The 18782-nt window shown below is 34.7% G+C and carries 14 protein-coding genes; all 14 read left to right on the plus strand.

Features of this window, described 5'->3' with window-relative positions; translation table 11 throughout:
• Positions 1-97: 97 nt before the first annotated feature.
• The 14 genes from BM398_RS05395 to BM398_RS05460 all read left to right on the plus strand — a co-directional run bounded on the left by BM398_RS05395 (position 98) and on the right by BM398_RS05460 (position 18647).
• Positions 98-2017 (plus strand): EAL domain-containing protein, encoded by a 1920-nt coding sequence (locus BM398_RS05395; protein ID WP_092336747.1) that lies wholly within the window; start codon positions 98-100, stop codon positions 2015-2017.
• A gap of 77 nt (positions 2018-2094) precedes the next feature.
• Positions 2095-2961 (plus strand): MurR/RpiR family transcriptional regulator, encoded by an 867-nt coding sequence (locus BM398_RS05400; protein WP_026656282.1) that lies wholly within the window; start codon positions 2095-2097, stop codon positions 2959-2961.
• An 11-nt stretch (positions 2962-2972) separates the two neighbouring features.
• Positions 2973-3452: an S-ribosylhomocysteine lyase gene (locus BM398_RS05405; RefSeq protein ID WP_026656280.1), complete on the plus strand. Its 480-nt coding sequence runs from the start codon at positions 2973-2975 to the stop codon at positions 3450-3452.
• A gap of 24 nt (positions 3453-3476) precedes the next feature.
• The gene (locus BM398_RS05410) at positions 3477-4172 is read left to right on the plus strand and encodes a 5'-methylthioadenosine/adenosylhomocysteine nucleosidase (RefSeq protein ID WP_092336748.1); all 696 of its coding nucleotides are present in this window, start codon (positions 3477-3479) and stop codon (positions 4170-4172) included.
• A gap of 765 nt (positions 4173-4937) precedes the next feature.
• Entirely contained in the window at positions 4938-6776 is a 1839-nt protein-coding gene (locus BM398_RS05415; protein WP_092336749.1) for an ABC transporter ATP-binding protein, read from the plus strand.
• Entirely contained in the window at positions 6773-8581 is a 1809-nt protein-coding gene (locus BM398_RS05420) for an ABC transporter ATP-binding protein (protein ID WP_092336750.1), read from the plus strand. Before BM398_RS05415 ends, BM398_RS05420 begins: the two co-directional genes overlap by 4 nt.
• A gap of 18 nt (positions 8582-8599) precedes the next feature.
• Entirely contained in the window at positions 8600-12418 is a 3819-nt protein-coding gene (locus BM398_RS05425; RefSeq protein ID WP_092336751.1) for a non-ribosomal peptide synthetase, read from the plus strand.
• A 345-nt stretch (positions 12419-12763) separates the two neighbouring features.
• On the plus strand, positions 12764-13126 hold the full coding sequence (locus BM398_RS17375) for a hypothetical protein (protein WP_242949763.1): 363 nt from the start codon (positions 12764-12766) through the stop codon (positions 13124-13126).
• Between the two features lie 45 nt (positions 13127-13171).
• Complete coding sequence (locus tag BM398_RS05435) at positions 13172-14770, plus strand: AMP-binding protein (RefSeq protein WP_092336753.1); 1599 nt, start codon at positions 13172-13174, stop codon at positions 14768-14770.
• A 1-nt stretch (position 14771) separates the two neighbouring features.
• The gene (locus BM398_RS05440; protein WP_092336754.1) at positions 14772-15647 is read left to right on the plus strand and encodes an amidohydrolase family protein; all 876 of its coding nucleotides are present in this window, start codon (positions 14772-14774) and stop codon (positions 15645-15647) included.
• A 1-nt stretch (position 15648) separates the two neighbouring features.
• Complete coding sequence (locus BM398_RS05445; protein WP_092336755.1) at positions 15649-15906, plus strand: acyl carrier protein; 258 nt, start codon at positions 15649-15651, stop codon at positions 15904-15906.
• A 158-nt stretch (positions 15907-16064) separates the two neighbouring features.
• A complete protein-coding gene (locus BM398_RS05450) occupies positions 16065-16901 on the plus strand; it encodes a hypothetical protein (protein WP_139233784.1) in 837 nt (278 codons plus the stop codon).
• A 22-nt stretch (positions 16902-16923) separates the two neighbouring features.
• Positions 16924-17919, plus strand: a complete 996-nt coding sequence (locus BM398_RS05455; RefSeq protein ID WP_092336757.1) for a hypothetical protein — start codon at positions 16924-16926, stop codon at positions 17917-17919.
• A 32-nt stretch (positions 17920-17951) separates the two neighbouring features.
• Positions 17952-18647: an aspartate/glutamate racemase family protein gene (locus BM398_RS05460; protein WP_092336758.1), complete on the plus strand. Its 696-nt coding sequence runs from the start codon at positions 17952-17954 to the stop codon at positions 18645-18647.
• The last annotated feature ends 135 nt before the right edge of the window (positions 18648-18782 follow it).

An 18782-nucleotide genomic window follows, 5' to 3' on the forward strand; every position in this document is an offset into this window, starting at 1 on the left:
TGAAATTTTTTATCAAATCTTAATAAGCTATTTATTTGTATTTTTATCATAAGAGTTATCATTATAAGGTAGGGTACTTTCGATTAGAGGTGCGAATATGATAGATATCACATCTTATGTTAATGGATACAGTCCGGTAGGCGATATTATTGTCATGGCGGTAATCATCGTTATGGCAATTCTTATTCGTGTTACTTATATCAGACAGAGTTCTGAATTTAAGATGTTTAAGGTGATATTGCTGTGTACACTCATTGCGGCAATTTCAAATCTTGTATTTCGCCAGAATATGGGTAAACTTGGAGAGTATCCTGAATTTTTACTCTACACTGAAAAATACATCACTCATTTTTCTGTTCTTTTAGCGCTTGCGCTTTATCTTATATATATAAAAAATCAGATGAAACTCCCTGAATCAACGGGGCGGAAGATAGACTTTATTTCAATTGCGGTCTTTACTGTCTTTGCATCTGTTGATCTGCTTGGAATGATGTTTGGGTTTGGATTTAGTATCATTGATTATGAGAACATTCAGCCCGGACAATATATCCCGGCATGCGGTTATCTTCTTCTTGCAATTCTTGTACTTTACATATTGATCCGCTATGGTAAGCATATGTATAGGCCTGTAGTAATAGCCCTATATGCTTCTATCATCATGTCTTTTGTGATCACCTGTATTCAGCAGAAACACAATCAAAAATCATTTACCATCTCAACACTGATTTTTCCTGCAATAGCAATAATGTATCTTATGCATTCCAACCCATACAATCTTGAGACGGGCTCGCTTCATGCAGATTCGCTTATTGAAAACATTGAGAATGCATTAAAGAAAAAAGATGATCTTCTTATTTTTTTCCTCCATATTACTGAAGGTGATCGTAAGGGATATAAGTTTCCTAAAGAAATGAGGGATACGATCAGAGAAGTAAGTACATATATGTTTAAGAGAGCCAAACTTTTTCAGGTTTCGGAAGGAAAAATGGCACTCTCTGTCAGTCTTACCATAAACTCGGATTATTCCAAGGGAATAGACAACATTATAAACAAATTCAATGAACAATACGCAATCTATAAAAAAGATTACAAGATGGTGATCATTCGTACCATGGATGAGCTTGATAAGGCGGATGACTACATACAGATGATAGATTATGTAGAAAACAGGATGCTTCAAAATGAAATTCATTATGTCAATGATGAGGATGTTGAAAAATATAAGAGCCACAAATATATAGTTGAACAGCTTGCTGATATCAACAGCAGAAGAGACTTAAGAGATCCGCGTGTACTCGTGTATTGCCAGCCTGTATACAACATAGAAACCGGAAAGTTCGATACCGCGGAAGCTCTTATGAGACTAAGGCTTGAAAAAATAGGAATGGTATTTCCGGACAGATTTATTCCTATAGCAGAGAAACACCATTATATCCATATGCTTAGTCTTATCATCTTTTCAAAGACCTGTAACGAGATAAGAAGACTGCTTGATGATGGGTATTTCATCAAGAGAATATCAGTAAATTTCTCTATACTTGATTTTAAGGAAAAAGATTTTTGTGAGAACATAACCAAGATAGTTCGTGACGCGGGAATCCCGTTTGATAAGGTGGCAATTGAGATTACAGAGAGTCAGAATGAAAAAGAATTTATGGCTCTTAAAGAAAAACTTTTTGAACTTAGGGATAGTGGAATAACCTTCTATCTTGATGATTTTGGAACCGGCTACTCAAACATGGAAAGAATCATGGAGCTTCCTTTTGACATAATCAAATTCGACCGTTCGCTCGTAATTGCAAGCGGATCCGATGATAAGTCAAAGACCATGGTAACTCACATGGCGCACATGTTTAACGACATGAAATATGATGTTCTCTACGAAGGTGTAGAGGATGATAATGACCAGAACAGATGTAAAGAGATGTATGCAAGATACCTTCAGGGTTATAAGTACTCCAAACCCATTCCAATAGAGCAACTTTCCGAGTTTTTGGAGAGAGAAAATTTTGAATGAGTTTGTGAAAATTTATTTCAATATATCCTTAATTACGTTATACTTATAAGGTGCAATTATTAATGGAGGCATTCTGTATGAATATTGTCAGCGAGAGAATAAAGAGTTGCTATAACGCACTTCCTTCATCTGAGAAGAAAGTTGCGGATTATATTCTCGAGAGGAAAGATGATCTTTTTCAATATCCTATAAAAGATCTTGCGCGTTTGTCGGGAACTACGCAGGCGGCATGGACGCGCTTTGCACAGGCCATTGGTTATGACGGCCTGAAAGACCTTAAGAATGCCTACTATACGGAAGCTAATTCTTCCCTTACGGTAGCCGACAAAGGGCCTAAGATTTCGTTTAAGGATGTAAATGAGTATACATCGCTCCAATCGATTGCAGATAACATCTGCGCTACAAGCGTTCAGGCAGTACAGACTACGTATAGGCTTTTTGACGCGGGAACATTTAATGATGCGGTAGATAAGATAATAAACGCCAAACAGATACAGATATTTGGTGTAGGTACGGCAGGACTTGCCGCTTACGATCTTTATTGCAAATTACTCAGAATTCATTATAATGTTGTATTTAATCAGGATCAGCATCTTAGCCTAATGACCGTTTCGCAGATAGGACCTGCGGACGTTGCTATATTTTTTAGCGATAATGCCAGAAACAAGCAGATCATGCAGCTTTTCACAGCCGCAAAGGATGCGGGAGCAACGACCATTGCCATAACAAAGCTTGGCAATAATGCGCTTACGACCAGATGCGACTATGTTCTTTTTGCGACCTCACCTGAGATTGATAAAAAGAGCGGAATAACAAGCTCAAGATTTGCACAGCTTTTCCTGGTAGATACGTTGTACACCGCGATAGCAAATCGCGACTATGATAAAATAGAGAAGTATCTCGCATTGTCATACGAGATATTTTCAGAACCACAGTGGGAGTGAGGAGAACAGTAATGGAAAAAATAGCTAGTTTTACAGTCAACCACCTTGATCTTGAACCGGGTATCTATGTTTCGAGAAAAGATAAAGTTGGACAGGAGACAATAACAACATTCGATCTTAGAATGACGGCACCTAATAAAGAGCCTGTTATGAACACAGCGGAAGTTCATACAATGGAGCATCTTGGAGCAACATTTTTAAGAAACGACGAAGAGTACAAGGACAGAACAATTTACTTTGGACCTATGGGTTGCAGAACAGGTTTTTATGTAGTTCTTGCAGGAGACCTTGATTCAAAAGACATCGTTCCTCTTGTAACAAGAATGTTCGAGTTTATGCGCGACTTCAAGGGAGAAGTTCCCGGAGCAAGCGCAAGAGATTGCGGAAATTATCTTGATATGAACCTTGGAATGGCAAACTTCCTTGCAAAGAGATATCTTGATAACACACTTTATAACATCACGGATAAGCATCTTGTTTATCCCGAATAATTAAGACAGAAAGAGAAAAAATATATGAAAATTGGAATTATTGGTGCCATGGAGGTTGAAGTTGCAACCTTAAAGAGCAACATGACAGTAAAAAACACCGTAAAAAAAGCTTCCATGGAGTTTTACGAAGGAACAATCGGAAACACTGAAGTAGTTGTAGTAAGAAGCGGAATCGGTAAAGTAAACGCAGGAATCTGCGTACAGATCCTTATCGACCTGTTTAACGTAACACACGTGATCAACACAGGAATTGCAGGATCTCTTAACACAGATATAAATATCGGAGATATAGTTCTTTCAACAGATGCTTGCTATCACGATGTTGATATCACAGTATTTGGCTACAAGAAGGGAGAGATTCCCCAGATCGGTGCAGCTACATTCGAGGCAGATAAAGAGCTCAGAGAAAAGGCAAAAGCATCAATCAAGAAGGCAGCTCCCGATATCGGAGTTTTCGAAGGAAGAGTTTGCAGCGGAGACCAGTTTATCAGTAGCGCCGAGGTTAAGGACGCTATAATCAAGGAACACGGCGGACTTTGCACAGAGATGGAAGGTGCAGCAATCGCACAGGCAAGCTACCTCAACAACACTCCTTTCCTTATCATCAGAGCAATTTCAGATAAGGCAGACGGAGGTGCTGAAGTTGATTATCCCACATTCGAAGCTAAGGCAGCAAAAGACTGCGCAGCTATCGTAATGGAAATAATCGCAGAGCTTTGATTGGCTGGTTTTTTATAATAATACAATGAGATGAATAATTATTCTTAAAACTAGATATAATAATTTATAATATAAAGCGGCATAGTCAGCGTGACTACGCCGCTTTTGTCGTTCACACAGAAAAATGGTTGTTTACTAAAAAGTGATTGTTTTTTTGCGGAGAGAGGAGTTATGCTGTGTAAGTTGGTTGAATAAAAATGCAAATAATTAGTTTATATAAAAAAATGAATAATACGATGAACGAGTATTTTGGAAAGTTTAAATGTATAGAAAGAATAAAATGCAAGTAGTTTGTACAAAAATAAATAGACAATTTTTCTTTAATTGTTGATGCATCGACTCCATCCATTTAGCATTTCCTATTGTATATTATTGGAGATTGATTTATCTCCTCAAAGCATAGATAAATGTGATCAACAAATTTTTGTTTACTACTTACTCTTATACCATGCAACATATGTCAATTTAGCTTGTCAAAGAAAGCCTTTATTATTTTTGGGAGTGAATACAAATAAAAATCCGATTTGTATCGTTTCCCAAAACGTAGGTTTTCCGTGAAGTATGTACACTGTGTTTATCAATAACTTTACGAATTAAATTTTGCTTCGGATTCAATAAAATCATCACTGTTATAAGTATCTTTTATTAAATGGATAGCTTATCCAATAACAAAGTCAATACCAGCTAAAAGAGAGACTGTTATATTTTGGAAAATAAGCGGGAATTAACATAAGAAATTTTTAGCATTGAAAGGTTGAGGGGCATATGAGGAATATGGAGAAGTCTTGTGGAACTACTAGGCTTTTGAGAAATGTGTTTTTTGCTTTAGAAACTTGTTGGAAGTTCAGTAAGAAATTAACAGTAGGTTTGCTAGGCGAGAAAATAATTACGTATGTGAATTGGGTGTTTTTCAGCGCTATATTCCTAAAAAAACTGGTCATGGATTTGGATAACCATCGACCTACCGCGGAAATTATTACGTGGGTAGTTATTGTAGGTATCATTTTTTCAATAATCTCATTACTTGAAAACTATATAGAATGTGTTTTAAAGCCACTGGAACAGATACGATTGTTTGAGCAGTTACATTTGAAAATCTTTGATAAAGCACGAAATGTAGAAATTATGTGTTACGAAGATGTGGATTTCTATGACAAGTACACCAAGGCGATTGATAAATCTGAAGAAAAGATTATTGCAGTTATCGAAGGGCTTGGAGGAAGTATCTGGGGATTAATTGCACTGGTTGTTGTCTTTATTCTTCTTTATCAGATTAAACCAGAGGCAATATTATTCATAGTTTTTCCAATCATTGGTAATTTTGTTTTTGCAAATTTAAAGAATAAAGCAGAGTACAAGAGGTATCAGAAATACGCTCCAAATGACAAGGTTTTGAATTATGTTAACAGAACAATGTATTTAGCTGATTATGCCAAGGAAATCAGATTGACCAATATTTTTAATATTTTAAAGAGACAGTATGACGGTGCAACAGATAATTTAGTCTCTATTGCTAAGAAATATGCATTTGAGAATGCTTTTCATAATTTCTGGAAGATAACGTTTTCTTTTACGTCTATTTTTGAGGGAATGTTGATTTATGCAATATATGAACATCTAGTAAGACATTCTATCAACATTGCGGAACTGACAGTAATGACCGGACAGATGATGGCGATGGCATGGATACTTATCTTGCTTTTTAATGATTTTGTCACGGTTAATAAAAATGTTATTTTCTTAAATGATCTTAGATTTTTTTTGGAATATGAGGAGAAAATACCAGAAAATCAGGACGGATTGATTCCAAGTAGTGATTACAAAACAATTGAATTTAATAATGTCTATTTTTCATATAAGGACAAAGAAGTCATATCAAATCTGTCTTTTAAAATCAATAAAGGTGACATGATTGCTTTGGTTGGGCATAATGGTGCCGGCAAGACGACAATAATTAAATTACTGCTTCGTTTGTATGATCCAACTAAGGGCGCTATCTTTTTGGATGGAGTTGACATTAGAAAATATAATCTTCGTGCTTACCGTGAGCTGTTTGCTACAACATTTCAGGATTTCTGCATAATGGGGGCATCGATTAAAGATAATGTTCTGATGGGAAGAGACAAAGACGATGTTGAGATAACAATCAATGAGGCACTTGAGAAAGCGGGTATTCAGAAAAAAATTAGCGAGTTAAACAATGGTCAGAATACTATGATGACAAAAGAATTTGATGAATCGGGAATAGTTTTTTCTGGTGGAGAAAATCAGAAGATTGCTATAGCAAGAACGTTTGTACAGAAATCGCAATTGAAGATTTTTGATGAACCATCAAGTGCGTTGGATCCCATTTCGGAATACGAGTTGTTTAAGAGTATCATTGCAGAACATAAGCAGCACACGATGATACTTATTTCGCACAGGTTATCATCAGTTAAATTATGCGATAGAGTAATCATGTTGGAAAATGGCAGAATCGTAGAAGAGGGAACGCATAAAGATCTGATGGTCTTAGGAAAGAAATATGCTGAAATGTATAAGGCACAGGCAAGAAACTATTTGGCAATAGAAAATATAAAAAGTAATAAAGGCGACATGCGATGAAAAAAAAGCAATCATTTTATGAAGTATGGATGAATAACTGGTATCTTGTGAAGCTGTGTTTTAAATCATCACCTTTATTTATTATTATGACAATTATTGATGGTATCAGAGCACCGTTATCTATCTTTTTTGAACATACATATGGGGTTGGATATGTGTTGGAGGCCGCGGAATTTCAATATCCTTTTCGAAAGGTATTATTTTTTCTAGTAATCTTGACTCTCGGAGTGTCTGCCGGAATGCTTTTTACGGTAGTGGTAGGTGATTATCTGATTGAAAAAGAGAAGCCAAAGCTGAAAAGAAAAATAAAGATGATGATGTATGAAAAGGCACAGGAAGTGGATTTGGCGAGTTATGATAAACCAGATTTTTACAACGAACTGGTGCTAGCAATAAATGAAGGCGATAAGCAGATTGAGCGCTGTTCAACATTTTTAAAAAATACTTTTTCAGGAATTGTTGCCTTCGCTACAACAGGTTTCTATTTTATATATAAGGATAAATGTTCTATATTATTTGTTGCAAGTTCATTTGTTGTTGTCTTTTTGTCTAATAAAGCATTAAACCGTTTACAGTATAGCATCCGAATTGAAAGTAATCCGTTTGAAAGAAAAAGAGATTATGTAAAGCGTATCTATTATCTAGGAAACTATGCAAAAGAATTACGTTTGAATCCCCAAATTAATAAATCGCTCTATGAGGATTTTGAAGAATCTAATAGAGAAATATATGCCATTGAAAAGAGCAATTCAAAGAAAAAAATGTTGTATCGATATATGAGCACATACATAGGCAATGATTTTTTCAATGATGTGGCATATGTAATCTATCTAATCATAAGAGCTTCAATTAGTGGACTTCCAATTAGTAGTGTAGCTATTTTATACCGAAATTTTGGAAATCTTAAGGAAGGAATGTCCGTATTTACCAATACATATCCTTATGCCTGTGAAACAAGTTTATACATTCAAAAAATCAGAGACTTTTTAGCAAGTAAATCAGACATTATTTCGGAAAAGAACTTTGAACTTAATAGCAATATAACAGATATGGATGCAAAAAACATATCATTTTCTTATAGTCCTGAGGGGAAAGATATTATTCAGGATGTTTCGATGCACATTAAGGAAGGCGAAAAGATTGCAATAGTTGGATACAATGGCGCTGGCAAAACTACATTGGTTAAATTATTGATGCGGTTATATGATGTGAATTCTGGAAGAATAAGCGTAAATGGTCATGATATCAAAGACTATTCAGTAGATAATTACAGAAGCGCCATAGGAACGGTGTTTCAGGACTTTAAACTGTTTGCTGGAAGTATATATGAAAATGTGCTGATGGATAACAAATCCAATGAGGCACAAATGCAGAGAAAGAAGGTGATTGCAGCTCTAGAAAAAAGCGGATTGTACGAAAAAGTCATGGAACTTCCTGATAAGGAAGAAACTATGATCACTACAGAAATTTATGAGAATGGAGTAAATCTATCGGGCGGAGAAAGTCAGAAACTGGCTATTTCAAGAATCTTTTTTCGTGATGTGGGATTATTTATTATGGATGAACCTTCATCGGCGTTAGATCCTATTGCTGAATATCAATTGAATCAAACGTTATTGAAGGAAACTTTAGGTAAAGCAGTAATTTTTATCTCACACAGATTATCAACGACAAGATTTGCGGATAGAATCATCATGATGGAGAATGGAAAAATTGTTGAAGAGGGAAATCACAGGGAATTAATTGAGCTAAACGGGAAATATGCTCGAATGTGGAATGCACAGGCAGGACCATATATTATGTGATTTCCGGAGGGGATAGGTATGGAGAAAGATAGTTTATTTAAAGTTTCATTTATTCAGAGGTCTATGTGGCTTACTCAGAAAATGAATCCAGATAGTGAAATGTTTAATGTTGGAGGATATTGCGTATTTGAATCTCATGTAGATGAACGCTGGATAAAAGATTGTCTAGTCAGTATTATCAATGAGCAGGAGATGCTTCGTATAAGATTTGTCGAAGTGGAAGATGATATTTTTTATGAAAGATGCGACTATGCTACAGGAACAATTGAAGTTTCAAGTTATGAATCACTTGATGTTGCTTCATATGTAGAAGATCAGATGTCCAAGAGACTTTCTCTTGAACATCCGTATATGTTCACAATCATGCATGTTGGTCAGAAGACCGTTATATTTATGAAGATGCATCATATGATATGTGATGGATATAGTGTTTCAATCTTTTTTGATCTGTTCAAAGAGAAAATGGAACAGGGGAATTGTGAAGCAAAAGTATGGGATTATACGGAATATATCAATGCTGAAGCTGCTTATATGAAATCAGAGAAATTTATTAAAGATAAAGAATTCTGGTTACAGCATGTAAAAGATGAAAAAGGTGTAGCTTTTGAAAGTTGCAAAAATAATCTTTCCGTCGATAGTAACAGTGTGTCGAGACAATCTGTATTTATAGACAGAGACGAGTATGAAAAGGTAGTAAAGTCACTTGATAAAACGTCGGTATTTCATTATGCAATCACAATAATTTACTTGCTTAACTATGTTTTTGATAATGATGATTTTTATCTTGGATTACCAATTTTAAATCGAGTAGGAAAAGAAAAAAAAGTCATCGGACCTTATATCAAGATGATACCATTTAGTGTAGATATGAGTGAATGCAAAACGGTATCGGACATTCTTACTAGGGTACAGGGATATATTTTTGACTGTTACCGTCATCTTAAGTTCCCTGTCAGTCAACTGTCCCAGTATACCAATAGAAAAGGGCTACTTTATAATGTGGCATTTTCATATCATAGAGTAAATTTTCCGGATGTAATTGCTGGAATTGGTACAAGTAATGTATATGCTAATCCAAATGAGCAACAGGAAGATTTAGTCTTTAGATTAATTGAGAATATTGTATATAGAGATAATGATGTTGAGTTGTGTATAGATTACAAAAAAGATGTCTTTAATACCAATACGATTGATAACATATTGACGCGTTTTAAGGATTTATTCACAACTATCTATAAGGCATTGGATACGGAAATTGCAGATGTTGAGGCAATGAGTGAAAAAGACAGACAGAAGATGCTTGAGCATTATAGCAGTACTACATGTTCTTTTCCTAATATGAATTGTATTCATGATTTCTTCGAAAAACAGGCATCGGAGAGGAAGGATGCTATTGCGGTCAGATATGAAGGTGAATCGGTCACTTATAAAGAACTTGAAAATCGTACAAGGAAATTAGCTGTTTATCTGCAGAAGAATAATGTAAAATGCAATACTCTTGTCGGAATATGTATGGAAAGATCTGTTGAGATGGTAGAAGCAATTATTGCAACCTATCGCTCGGGTGGTGCATATGTACCAATTGATCCTGAATATCCGAGGGATCGTATCGAATATATGGTAGAAGATTCCAACGCTGAGATCATCATTGCTCAAAAGAAATTCGAAGCATTATTACCTTCCGACAAAAAAATCTTTTATATTGATTCGGAAAAAAATTTGTTGGATAAGTACGAGAATGATGAACTTATAAAGTGTGTGAAGCCGGATAATTGGGCATATATGATATATACGTCGGGAAGCACAGGACGCCCTAAAGGAGCGATTAATTTACACTCAGCTTTGGTTAATCGTGTTGTATGGATGCAAAAAGAAATGCAACTTACGGACAAAGACGTAGTATTGCAGAAGACTCCTTTCAGCTTTGATGTATCTGTATGGGAATTTGTATGGCCGTTGATGATAGGAGCTACAATAGTGATGGCTAAACCTGGTGGACACCGCAATCCCGATTATCTGGCAGACATTATTGAGAAAGAGAAGGTTACAACACTTCATTTTGTTCCTTCAATGCTCAGGATTTTTTCTGATAATGTTGTCGCAGATAAATGTAAGTTTTTAAAGCGGATTATTTGTAGCGGAGAAGAGCTGAAAGCAGATTTGATGTCAGATTGTTTGAGAAAATTCAATTGTGATCTGTATAACTTGTACGGACCTACGGAAGCGGCAATCGATGTTTCATATTGGAAGTGTTATGCGCGAGATGGTCTCAAGTCTGTACCTATTGGAAAACCCATAGATAATATTCAGTTATATGTACTTAATAAAAATAGGAAGCTTTTGCCTGATGGTATAAGCGGAGAACTCTATATCTCTGGTGTGGGATTGGCTTATGGATATTACAACAAAGAAGAACTGACAAAAGAAAAATTTGTTGATAATACAATCAATCCGAAGTTTTGCCAAAGGATGTATAAAACGGCAGATCTGGCAAGATATAACGAACAAAGGGAAATAGAGTATCTTGGGCGTGCGGATTTCCAGGTCAAGATTAACGGACTTCGAATTGAGCTTGGAGAAATAGAATATCAGCTGGAAAAGCTTGACCATGTTCATCAGGCAAAAGTAATTGATGTGAGTGATTCAAGAGGGAATAAATCACTTGTTGCGTATATTGAGAAGAATTCGAATCAAGAATTTATGGATGTGCGGGAAATGAAGCGTATGTTAAAAGAAAATCTTCCAGTATATATGGTACCCACCAATTATGTATATTTAGATAAATTACCACTGTCACATAACGGAAAGCTTGACAGAAAAGCCCTTCCTCCATTGAATCTTGAATCTGAGAAAAGAGAAATTGTGTTGCCTAAAAATCCAGAAGAAGAAAAGTTGTTGGTTTTGTTCAAGGAAATGTTGGAAGTTGATGAATTAGGGGTAGAAGATGATTTCTTTGAATATGGAGGAACTTCTTTAAAAGGAATTCAGCTTGTTAGTAAGTATGAAAAGATAGAGCTTGAGGATCTGTATAAGTATTCTACTGTAAGAGATATTGCAGAATATGTTTTAAGTAAGAAAATGGACAGATTTGGATGCTTAAGCGCGTTAAAACTCAGTGATTCCGCTAAAGCAAATTTAATATGTATCCCCTACGGAGGCGGTGTTGCAAGTGTATTTTATAATCTGGCGGATCAAATGTCGGATGATTATAACGTATATGCCGTTAATTTACGTGGACACTCATATATCAAAAACGAAAAACTCGTTGATTTGGATCAGATGAGTATGATTATTGCGACGGATATATGCAAATATGTCAAGGGTGATGTTATAGTGTATGGTCATTGCGTTGGAAGTGCTATGGCATTTGAAGTATCACGTAAATTAAAAATGATTGGTGTGAATGTATTAAGACTGGTAGTAGGAGGAGCATCTCCATATTGTTCCAACGCAGTTAAGCGTGTGTGTGCAAAAGGAGTGGTTTCCTATTATTACAGCAATGATGAGAGAGTTGAGGCATTTATACGTAAGATAGGTGGCGTTGTTTCAGAATTATCATACGAACAAAAGCATCAAGTTTATAAGTGGTTTAGGCATGATGGAAGAAATGCAATGAAGTATTTTGAAAAAATGCGAAAAGAAAAGTACAAGGTGGATAATATCACGGTTATTCTTGGTGAAGATGATCCTTTAACTTGTACCAGTTTAAAGGATGTCCATCAATGGAAATATCATGCTAAGTCAGTCGATTATAAGAATATATCTCAGGCGGGGCATTATTTTATCAAATCAAACAGCAAAGAAGTTGCTGAATTACTAATGGGAAATCCAGCTTAATTTAATAAGATTTAAAAAGAAAGGAAGATGTTTGATATGCAGTTAGATAGACGTGAAACGGTTTTATTTGTGGGAAGAATGGTTTTACTTGCGACGTTATTTCTTGTTATTGCTGGAGTAGGATATATTTTTGTCCCGTATGATCAAAAACTAATTCTCTTCAGTGACAAATATTTTAAATCATTTAAGGAATTACCATATTTTTATTATATTTTCTGGACTTTTATGTTTTTACAAGCTTCAGTAATGATTGGCGTAGTTTCTATGTTTCATTGTGTTCATGAAGAATTGAATACTCCGTTGTTTGTCTGGATTTCAAGATTGTCCACGTTGGGGTATTTACTTATGGGTTTGACCTATGTATCAAGATTGTATTACATGCCCAAAGTGACAAGAGAATATCTTGGTGGAAGCGATATTGTAAAAGAGGTTGTGATTGCCGGAGGAACGATGGAGTTTGATAAATTTCTGATGTCATTTGGATTTGCTTCCCTTTGGTTTTTTACATTGGCAATTTACAGTGTAAGATGCAAGCTTTTCAACGTAGCAATCAGAGTTATCAATTTTGTATGTGCATTTGGTTACTTTATTGGCCTTTTGGGATATTTTGTTCAGACAAGAATATTGACAACGGGAAGCTCTATTTTGGTCATTATCTTTCCTGTATGGGCAATAGAAATGTACAAATATTGCAAAAAGGTGGCGTAACGCTTATCTAGACAGGAATAACAATTATTGAGGAGATGTGGAGCTATGGATTTAAGTAGATTATTAGATTACATGGATCAGAATGCCTGTAATAGTGTGGCTGTTTTCTGTAAAGAAAAAAAGACAATTAAGTTTCAGGATATGAAGCTTGATGTACTGAAAATGGTTTCATATATAAAGAAAATCAGAAAATTACCCAAAGGTGAATATATAGGTATTGTAGGTGATAATTCCTATGAATGGATGGTAGTTGATCTGGCATGTCTAGTTGGTGGATGGATTTCAGTTTCTTTTCATGCAAAGGATTTTGAGGCCAATAAGAATGCTTTGCTCACAAAATACAACATGCAGGTAGTTTTTGCAGATGCTCCATATTGTGAGGATGATAAAAGATATGTTCCTTTTGAAAAAGTATTCGCGGAGATTGCCAATATTGATACCTATGATAAAAAGGTAAAATTTGAGTTTGCACCCAAAGACGTTTTTACGATTATTTATACTTCTGGAACAACGGGTACTCCTAAGGCGTTAAAGATTATGGCAGGAGCGGTTGAGAGCTTTATAAATGGTTTTTACAGTCTGTACGATTTTACTTCGGAAGATAAGGTTTTTATTTTCTTGCCGCTTTCGGTATTGACATGCAGAGCGTATATCTATGCATCTATTATGGGGGGAATTGATATATTGTTGGCTGATATGTCTACATTTACTATGGCAATGAAGGTTGGAAAACCTACAATTCTTCAGGGGGTTCCACATCTCTTTGAAACAGTTTATGATACCGTTAATGGTGTCATTACAAGCGATATCAAAAAGAAAGTAGCGGTTAATACATTCTTTGCACTAAAACATAAGCATTTGATTCCAAAGAAGTATATTGAGATATTTCAAAAGAAATTTCTTAAGGCCTTTCATGATTTTTGGGGCGGCAAAATGCGCTTGATGATTACAGGATCTGCAAGCATCAGAAGAGATGTTTTGGAGTTTTATAATGATGCGGGAATACCTTTGTATGAAGCATATGGCATTAATGAAGGCGGAGTTCTTGCGATTAATTATCCAGGAAATGTAAGAATAGGAAGTGTCGGAAAGCCATTTATGCAAAGAAATATCAAAATTGCCGAAGATGGGGAAGTTCTGGTTAAAAATGATGACTATGCATTTGCATGTGGCTATCAGGAGGACGATTTGGCATTCGAAAAGAAAGTATACAGAAGTGACGGATACATTGCTACTGGCGATATAGGTTATTTTGACAAGGATGGATTCCTGTATCTGTGTGGAAGAAAAAAGGAAATCATTACTCTGAGTAACGGAGAAAAAATAATGCCTGCGCAGATGGAAAATCGTATCAAAGAATCAGACATGATTAAACAAATATGTCTTTTTGGAAATGAAAAGCCTTTTCTTGTAGCAATTGTAACTCCTTCAAATAAGGATATCATTAGAGAAGACGTTGATAATGAAGTGAAGCGGTTTAAAAAGTATGGTGAAGAGTATGCGAAGATTAAGGATGTCATTTTAACAAGAGAGCCGTTTTCAATTGACAATAAGGAGTTAAACGTAAATCTTAAGCTTGCCAGAAAAGAAATAGCTACACATTATAAAAATGAATTAAAACAGATTTTTGGAATGGAGATTTGAGATGATAATTGATGTTCACACACATTTTGCTGATGAATCTTTATTTTCAAAGAAATTTCTAAATGGTGTAGTTGGATCATATCCCGAATATAATTTGGATATGAATATAATCAACGCTCTGATTAAAAAAATTTTGAGTGATAAATTTTGCGATAAGCTTATTAAACAGATGGATGAAGCTGGTATTGATAAAAGTGTCTTGTTGATGGCGGATTTTGGTTATGAGGAAAAACTCGATTGGAATTATTTTTTTCAAAAACATGTTGATGTAATAAAAAAACATCCTAATCGTCTGATGGCCTTTTGGGGATGTGATTGTCGAAGAGATAATAGGCATGTTGATAAATTTGAGGAGAGTATAAAGGAATATGGTTTCAAAGGGATGAAAGTATATCCGCCATGTGGATTTGATCTGACAGATAATAGGATGAATGATTATTATGAAATATGCTGTTATCATGGGATACCGGTGTTGATACATACTGGTGCATCTAATCAGGATATGTATAATGATTATGATTATATTCAACAGCTTAAGGTTATTCAGGAAAAATTTCCGAGTCTTAAAGTTGTTATGGCGCATTTGACGACAGATGGCTTTGAAGAGCGAGTTGAATATTGTAAGGCGCATAAAAATTGTTATTGCGATGTTTCGGCTTTTCAGAGAGAGTACGGAAAAGAGACTCTAGCTGAAAAAATAAAGGTAATAAGGGATACTATACCGGATCAGGTGTTGTTTGGTACAGATTGGCCATTGTATTCTATGATGGGTAAGCAAAAAAAATGGGTGGATTATTTCAGAGACAGTGATCTGCTTAGTGATTCATTAAAGGAAAAGATTTTTTATAAAAACTATGAATATATGATGGAGAAATAATATGGATAGAAAAAAAATAGAGAAAAAAGTCATAGAGACATTTAAATCAATGGTTGTCAAAAATATTAGACCTAATGTCACTTTGGAGGCAGACTTCAGAAATGAACTGGGAATAGATTCCATTCAGTTGGTTTCAATGGTTACTGTATTTGAGGAAGTTTTGAATTTCGATACAATGCTTGCCATTGCAGAAGTAGAGTTTGATGAGATAAAAACTGGAAATGACATCGTTGATATGGTTTTGAAATATCAAAAATAAGGGAGGGATGTTGCCTAAAAATGTATCTAAAAAAAAATCCAAAGCTGGATTGCTTTGATAATAATGTTCTTTTGTATTTGGCAAAAAAAGAAAAGCTGGATTACAGTTTCTACTTTTTTATGATGTATAACATTGTTTATTTAGAAGAAGATGACCTTATGAGAAATCATAATCTTGATTATGGACATCCATACCGTATTACAGGTTTGGATGCGATTACCAAAATATATCATATAAAGTATAAAATATATGAGAAAGAGGACTTTAAATCTTACGAAGAAATAATTGCAACGATATGCGAGAAGATAAACAATGGCAATATGGTTGCGGTTACAGTGGACTCATATGGATGTACGTGGTCACATTTTTATTTGGATCAGCATATGTTTCACACGATTACATTGGAATCATATGATCCTGAGAGAAAAGTTTTTTTATCATCGGATTCATATCTAGAAGAGAAAAGGGTTGAGATTTCTAAAGAATGTTTACTGAAATACTTATCATGGTTCATAGTGTTTTCGGCGGAGAACAAGAAGGATAAGATTAGCCGCTCTAATGTGGTAACTTTTGTGAAAGATTATCTTTTACAATTGGAAGATCGGGATGTGAGAGAACCACTAAAAAAAATATATGATTCATTAAAAAAATATACTTATTCGGAGAAAGATATTGAATATTACAAATATCCTGATAAATCCATTTTTCTTATACGGTTCATTGCACTGTCATGGAGTAGATTTAATTTTGCTGAAGCATTAGTATCTTTAGATTCTGTTTTGGGCGGCAATTATTTTGCCGAGGTGGCGGATAGAATTAAGAAATTATCTTCGGATTGGGCAAAAGTGCGGAATGTCCTTGTTGTTCTTATGCAAAGAGCTAGTAAGGAAAACGACTTTGTGTTTGATGAGAAATACATAGCAAATATGCCAAAATTTATTGAAGATGAAGTCAGTGTTTTGGCGGAAATGAAGAAGATAGCAAGCAATTTATAAAGTTATTGATGGGTGACGAGTGATGAATGAAGAAATACAGACATATGTAAAAACTTTTCAGTATCTTGCATTTGCAGATTATTTGATCAAAGATCATCCTTGTTATGAAGATTGGAAGAATAATAATTATATTAATTTATATGGTTTTGAAGGAGGAAGAGCCGCTGTTGATTATTGCAGCGGTCATCTTTTCGGAGCATTTCCTTTACTAAATCATATCGACAGATCTGATGAGATAAATAATGACTATGAGAAATTCAAAGAAACAGTTTTGAAGGGTACTGAAGTCGGAAAAGCATTTTATTTTAATGTGGATCACTATTATATTAAGAATTATAGTGAGTACGGAACAAAGCATATTGTTCACGATATTTTACTGGTAAAAAGAATCTGTGATGGTTTTGAGTGTATTGAAAACATATATGGTTTTCTGAAAAAAACAGTTATTGAAGAAGATGATTTGTTACGCGCTTTTTCCAGAAATAAAGACAAGTGCGTATTTGAATTGTTTTCAAATGATAAAAAGTCTTTCAGTTTTGATTACCAGGAATTTACACATATGCTCGATGACTATGTGAATAGTACAGATATCAGTGATCACAAAGAAATCTATTTTCATCAATCGGGATTTTTTAGTAATGATTTTTTTGGAGATCGATTCAAAGAAGGTACCGTATACGGAATCAATGTATATGATTTCATTATAGGCTGTATAGAAAAATCTGTTGGAAAAAATGAAATGGTGGACTTTAGATTGGTATTTATTCTTTTGGAGAAGAATACTAATCTAAGTGAAAAGATAAGGTACATAAAGAAAAAAGGATATATTTCAGGAAGTATTGATGAATTGGAAGATGAGTTGTTGGAAATCTGCAAAGCACTGAAAAAAATTGTGTATCTTGTAATTATGTATGATACTTCTTTCAATAAAAAATATATTACTGGAATAGGACAGCTATTGAAAGAACTGAAGGATCAGGAATATGAAGTATATAATAATATACTCAAATTATCATAATGTTATCAGATAATGAAAGGAGTAATAAGTTAATGAAAAAAGTTGGGATTATAGGCGGTATGGGACCGGAATCCACAATACCTTATTATCATGATATTGTTTACGGGGTACAAAAAGCAGTTGGGCAAGATATGTTCCCGTCACTGTCAATTGAAAGTGTTGATGTATACAAAGTACTTAAATTGTGTGAGAATCAGGATTATCAGTTACTGATTGAATACTTATCTGGAGCGATTCAAAATCTATGTAATTGTGGCTGTGATTTTATTGTTATGGCAGCAAATACTCCCCATATAGTTTTTGATGAATTACAAGAAAAAATAAATGTGAAAATGATCAGTATTGTTGAAGCAACAGCAGAGAAGGCGGAACAGATTGAAATGCGAAAACTGGGTTTGATTGGAACAATGACGACCATGAAAGCAGACTATTACAGAACGCCTTTTGAAAACCGTGGCATAAGTATTGTTACACCCTGTGTATCAGACATGGAATATATATCCGAAAAAATATCTTCGGAATTAGAGCGGGGAATTATTAAGGAATCCACAAGAGCGCAGATATACGGTATTATTGAAAAAATTGGACGTGAACAAGGAGTGGATGGTATTATTCTTGGATGTACGGAATTACCGCTTATTATTGAAGAAGCAACTTGTCCTTTAAAATGTTTGGATACAATGAAGATACATATAGAGGCTATAGTTAATATGATTGTTGAAAAATAATAAGCAACATATAAAGCTGGGAGAACTCATAAGTGTACTTTCTGGATTTTTTTTACATTGCTATATTTATAGATGTCATTTTTGCAATCTTCTTGATTAGAAAAAATATCTTTGATAAACTTTAGACTAATGGCG

Source organism: Butyrivibrio sp. M55 (genome assembly GCF_900116865.1).
GTDB lineage: Bacteria > Bacillota > Clostridia > Lachnospirales > Lachnospiraceae > Butyrivibrio.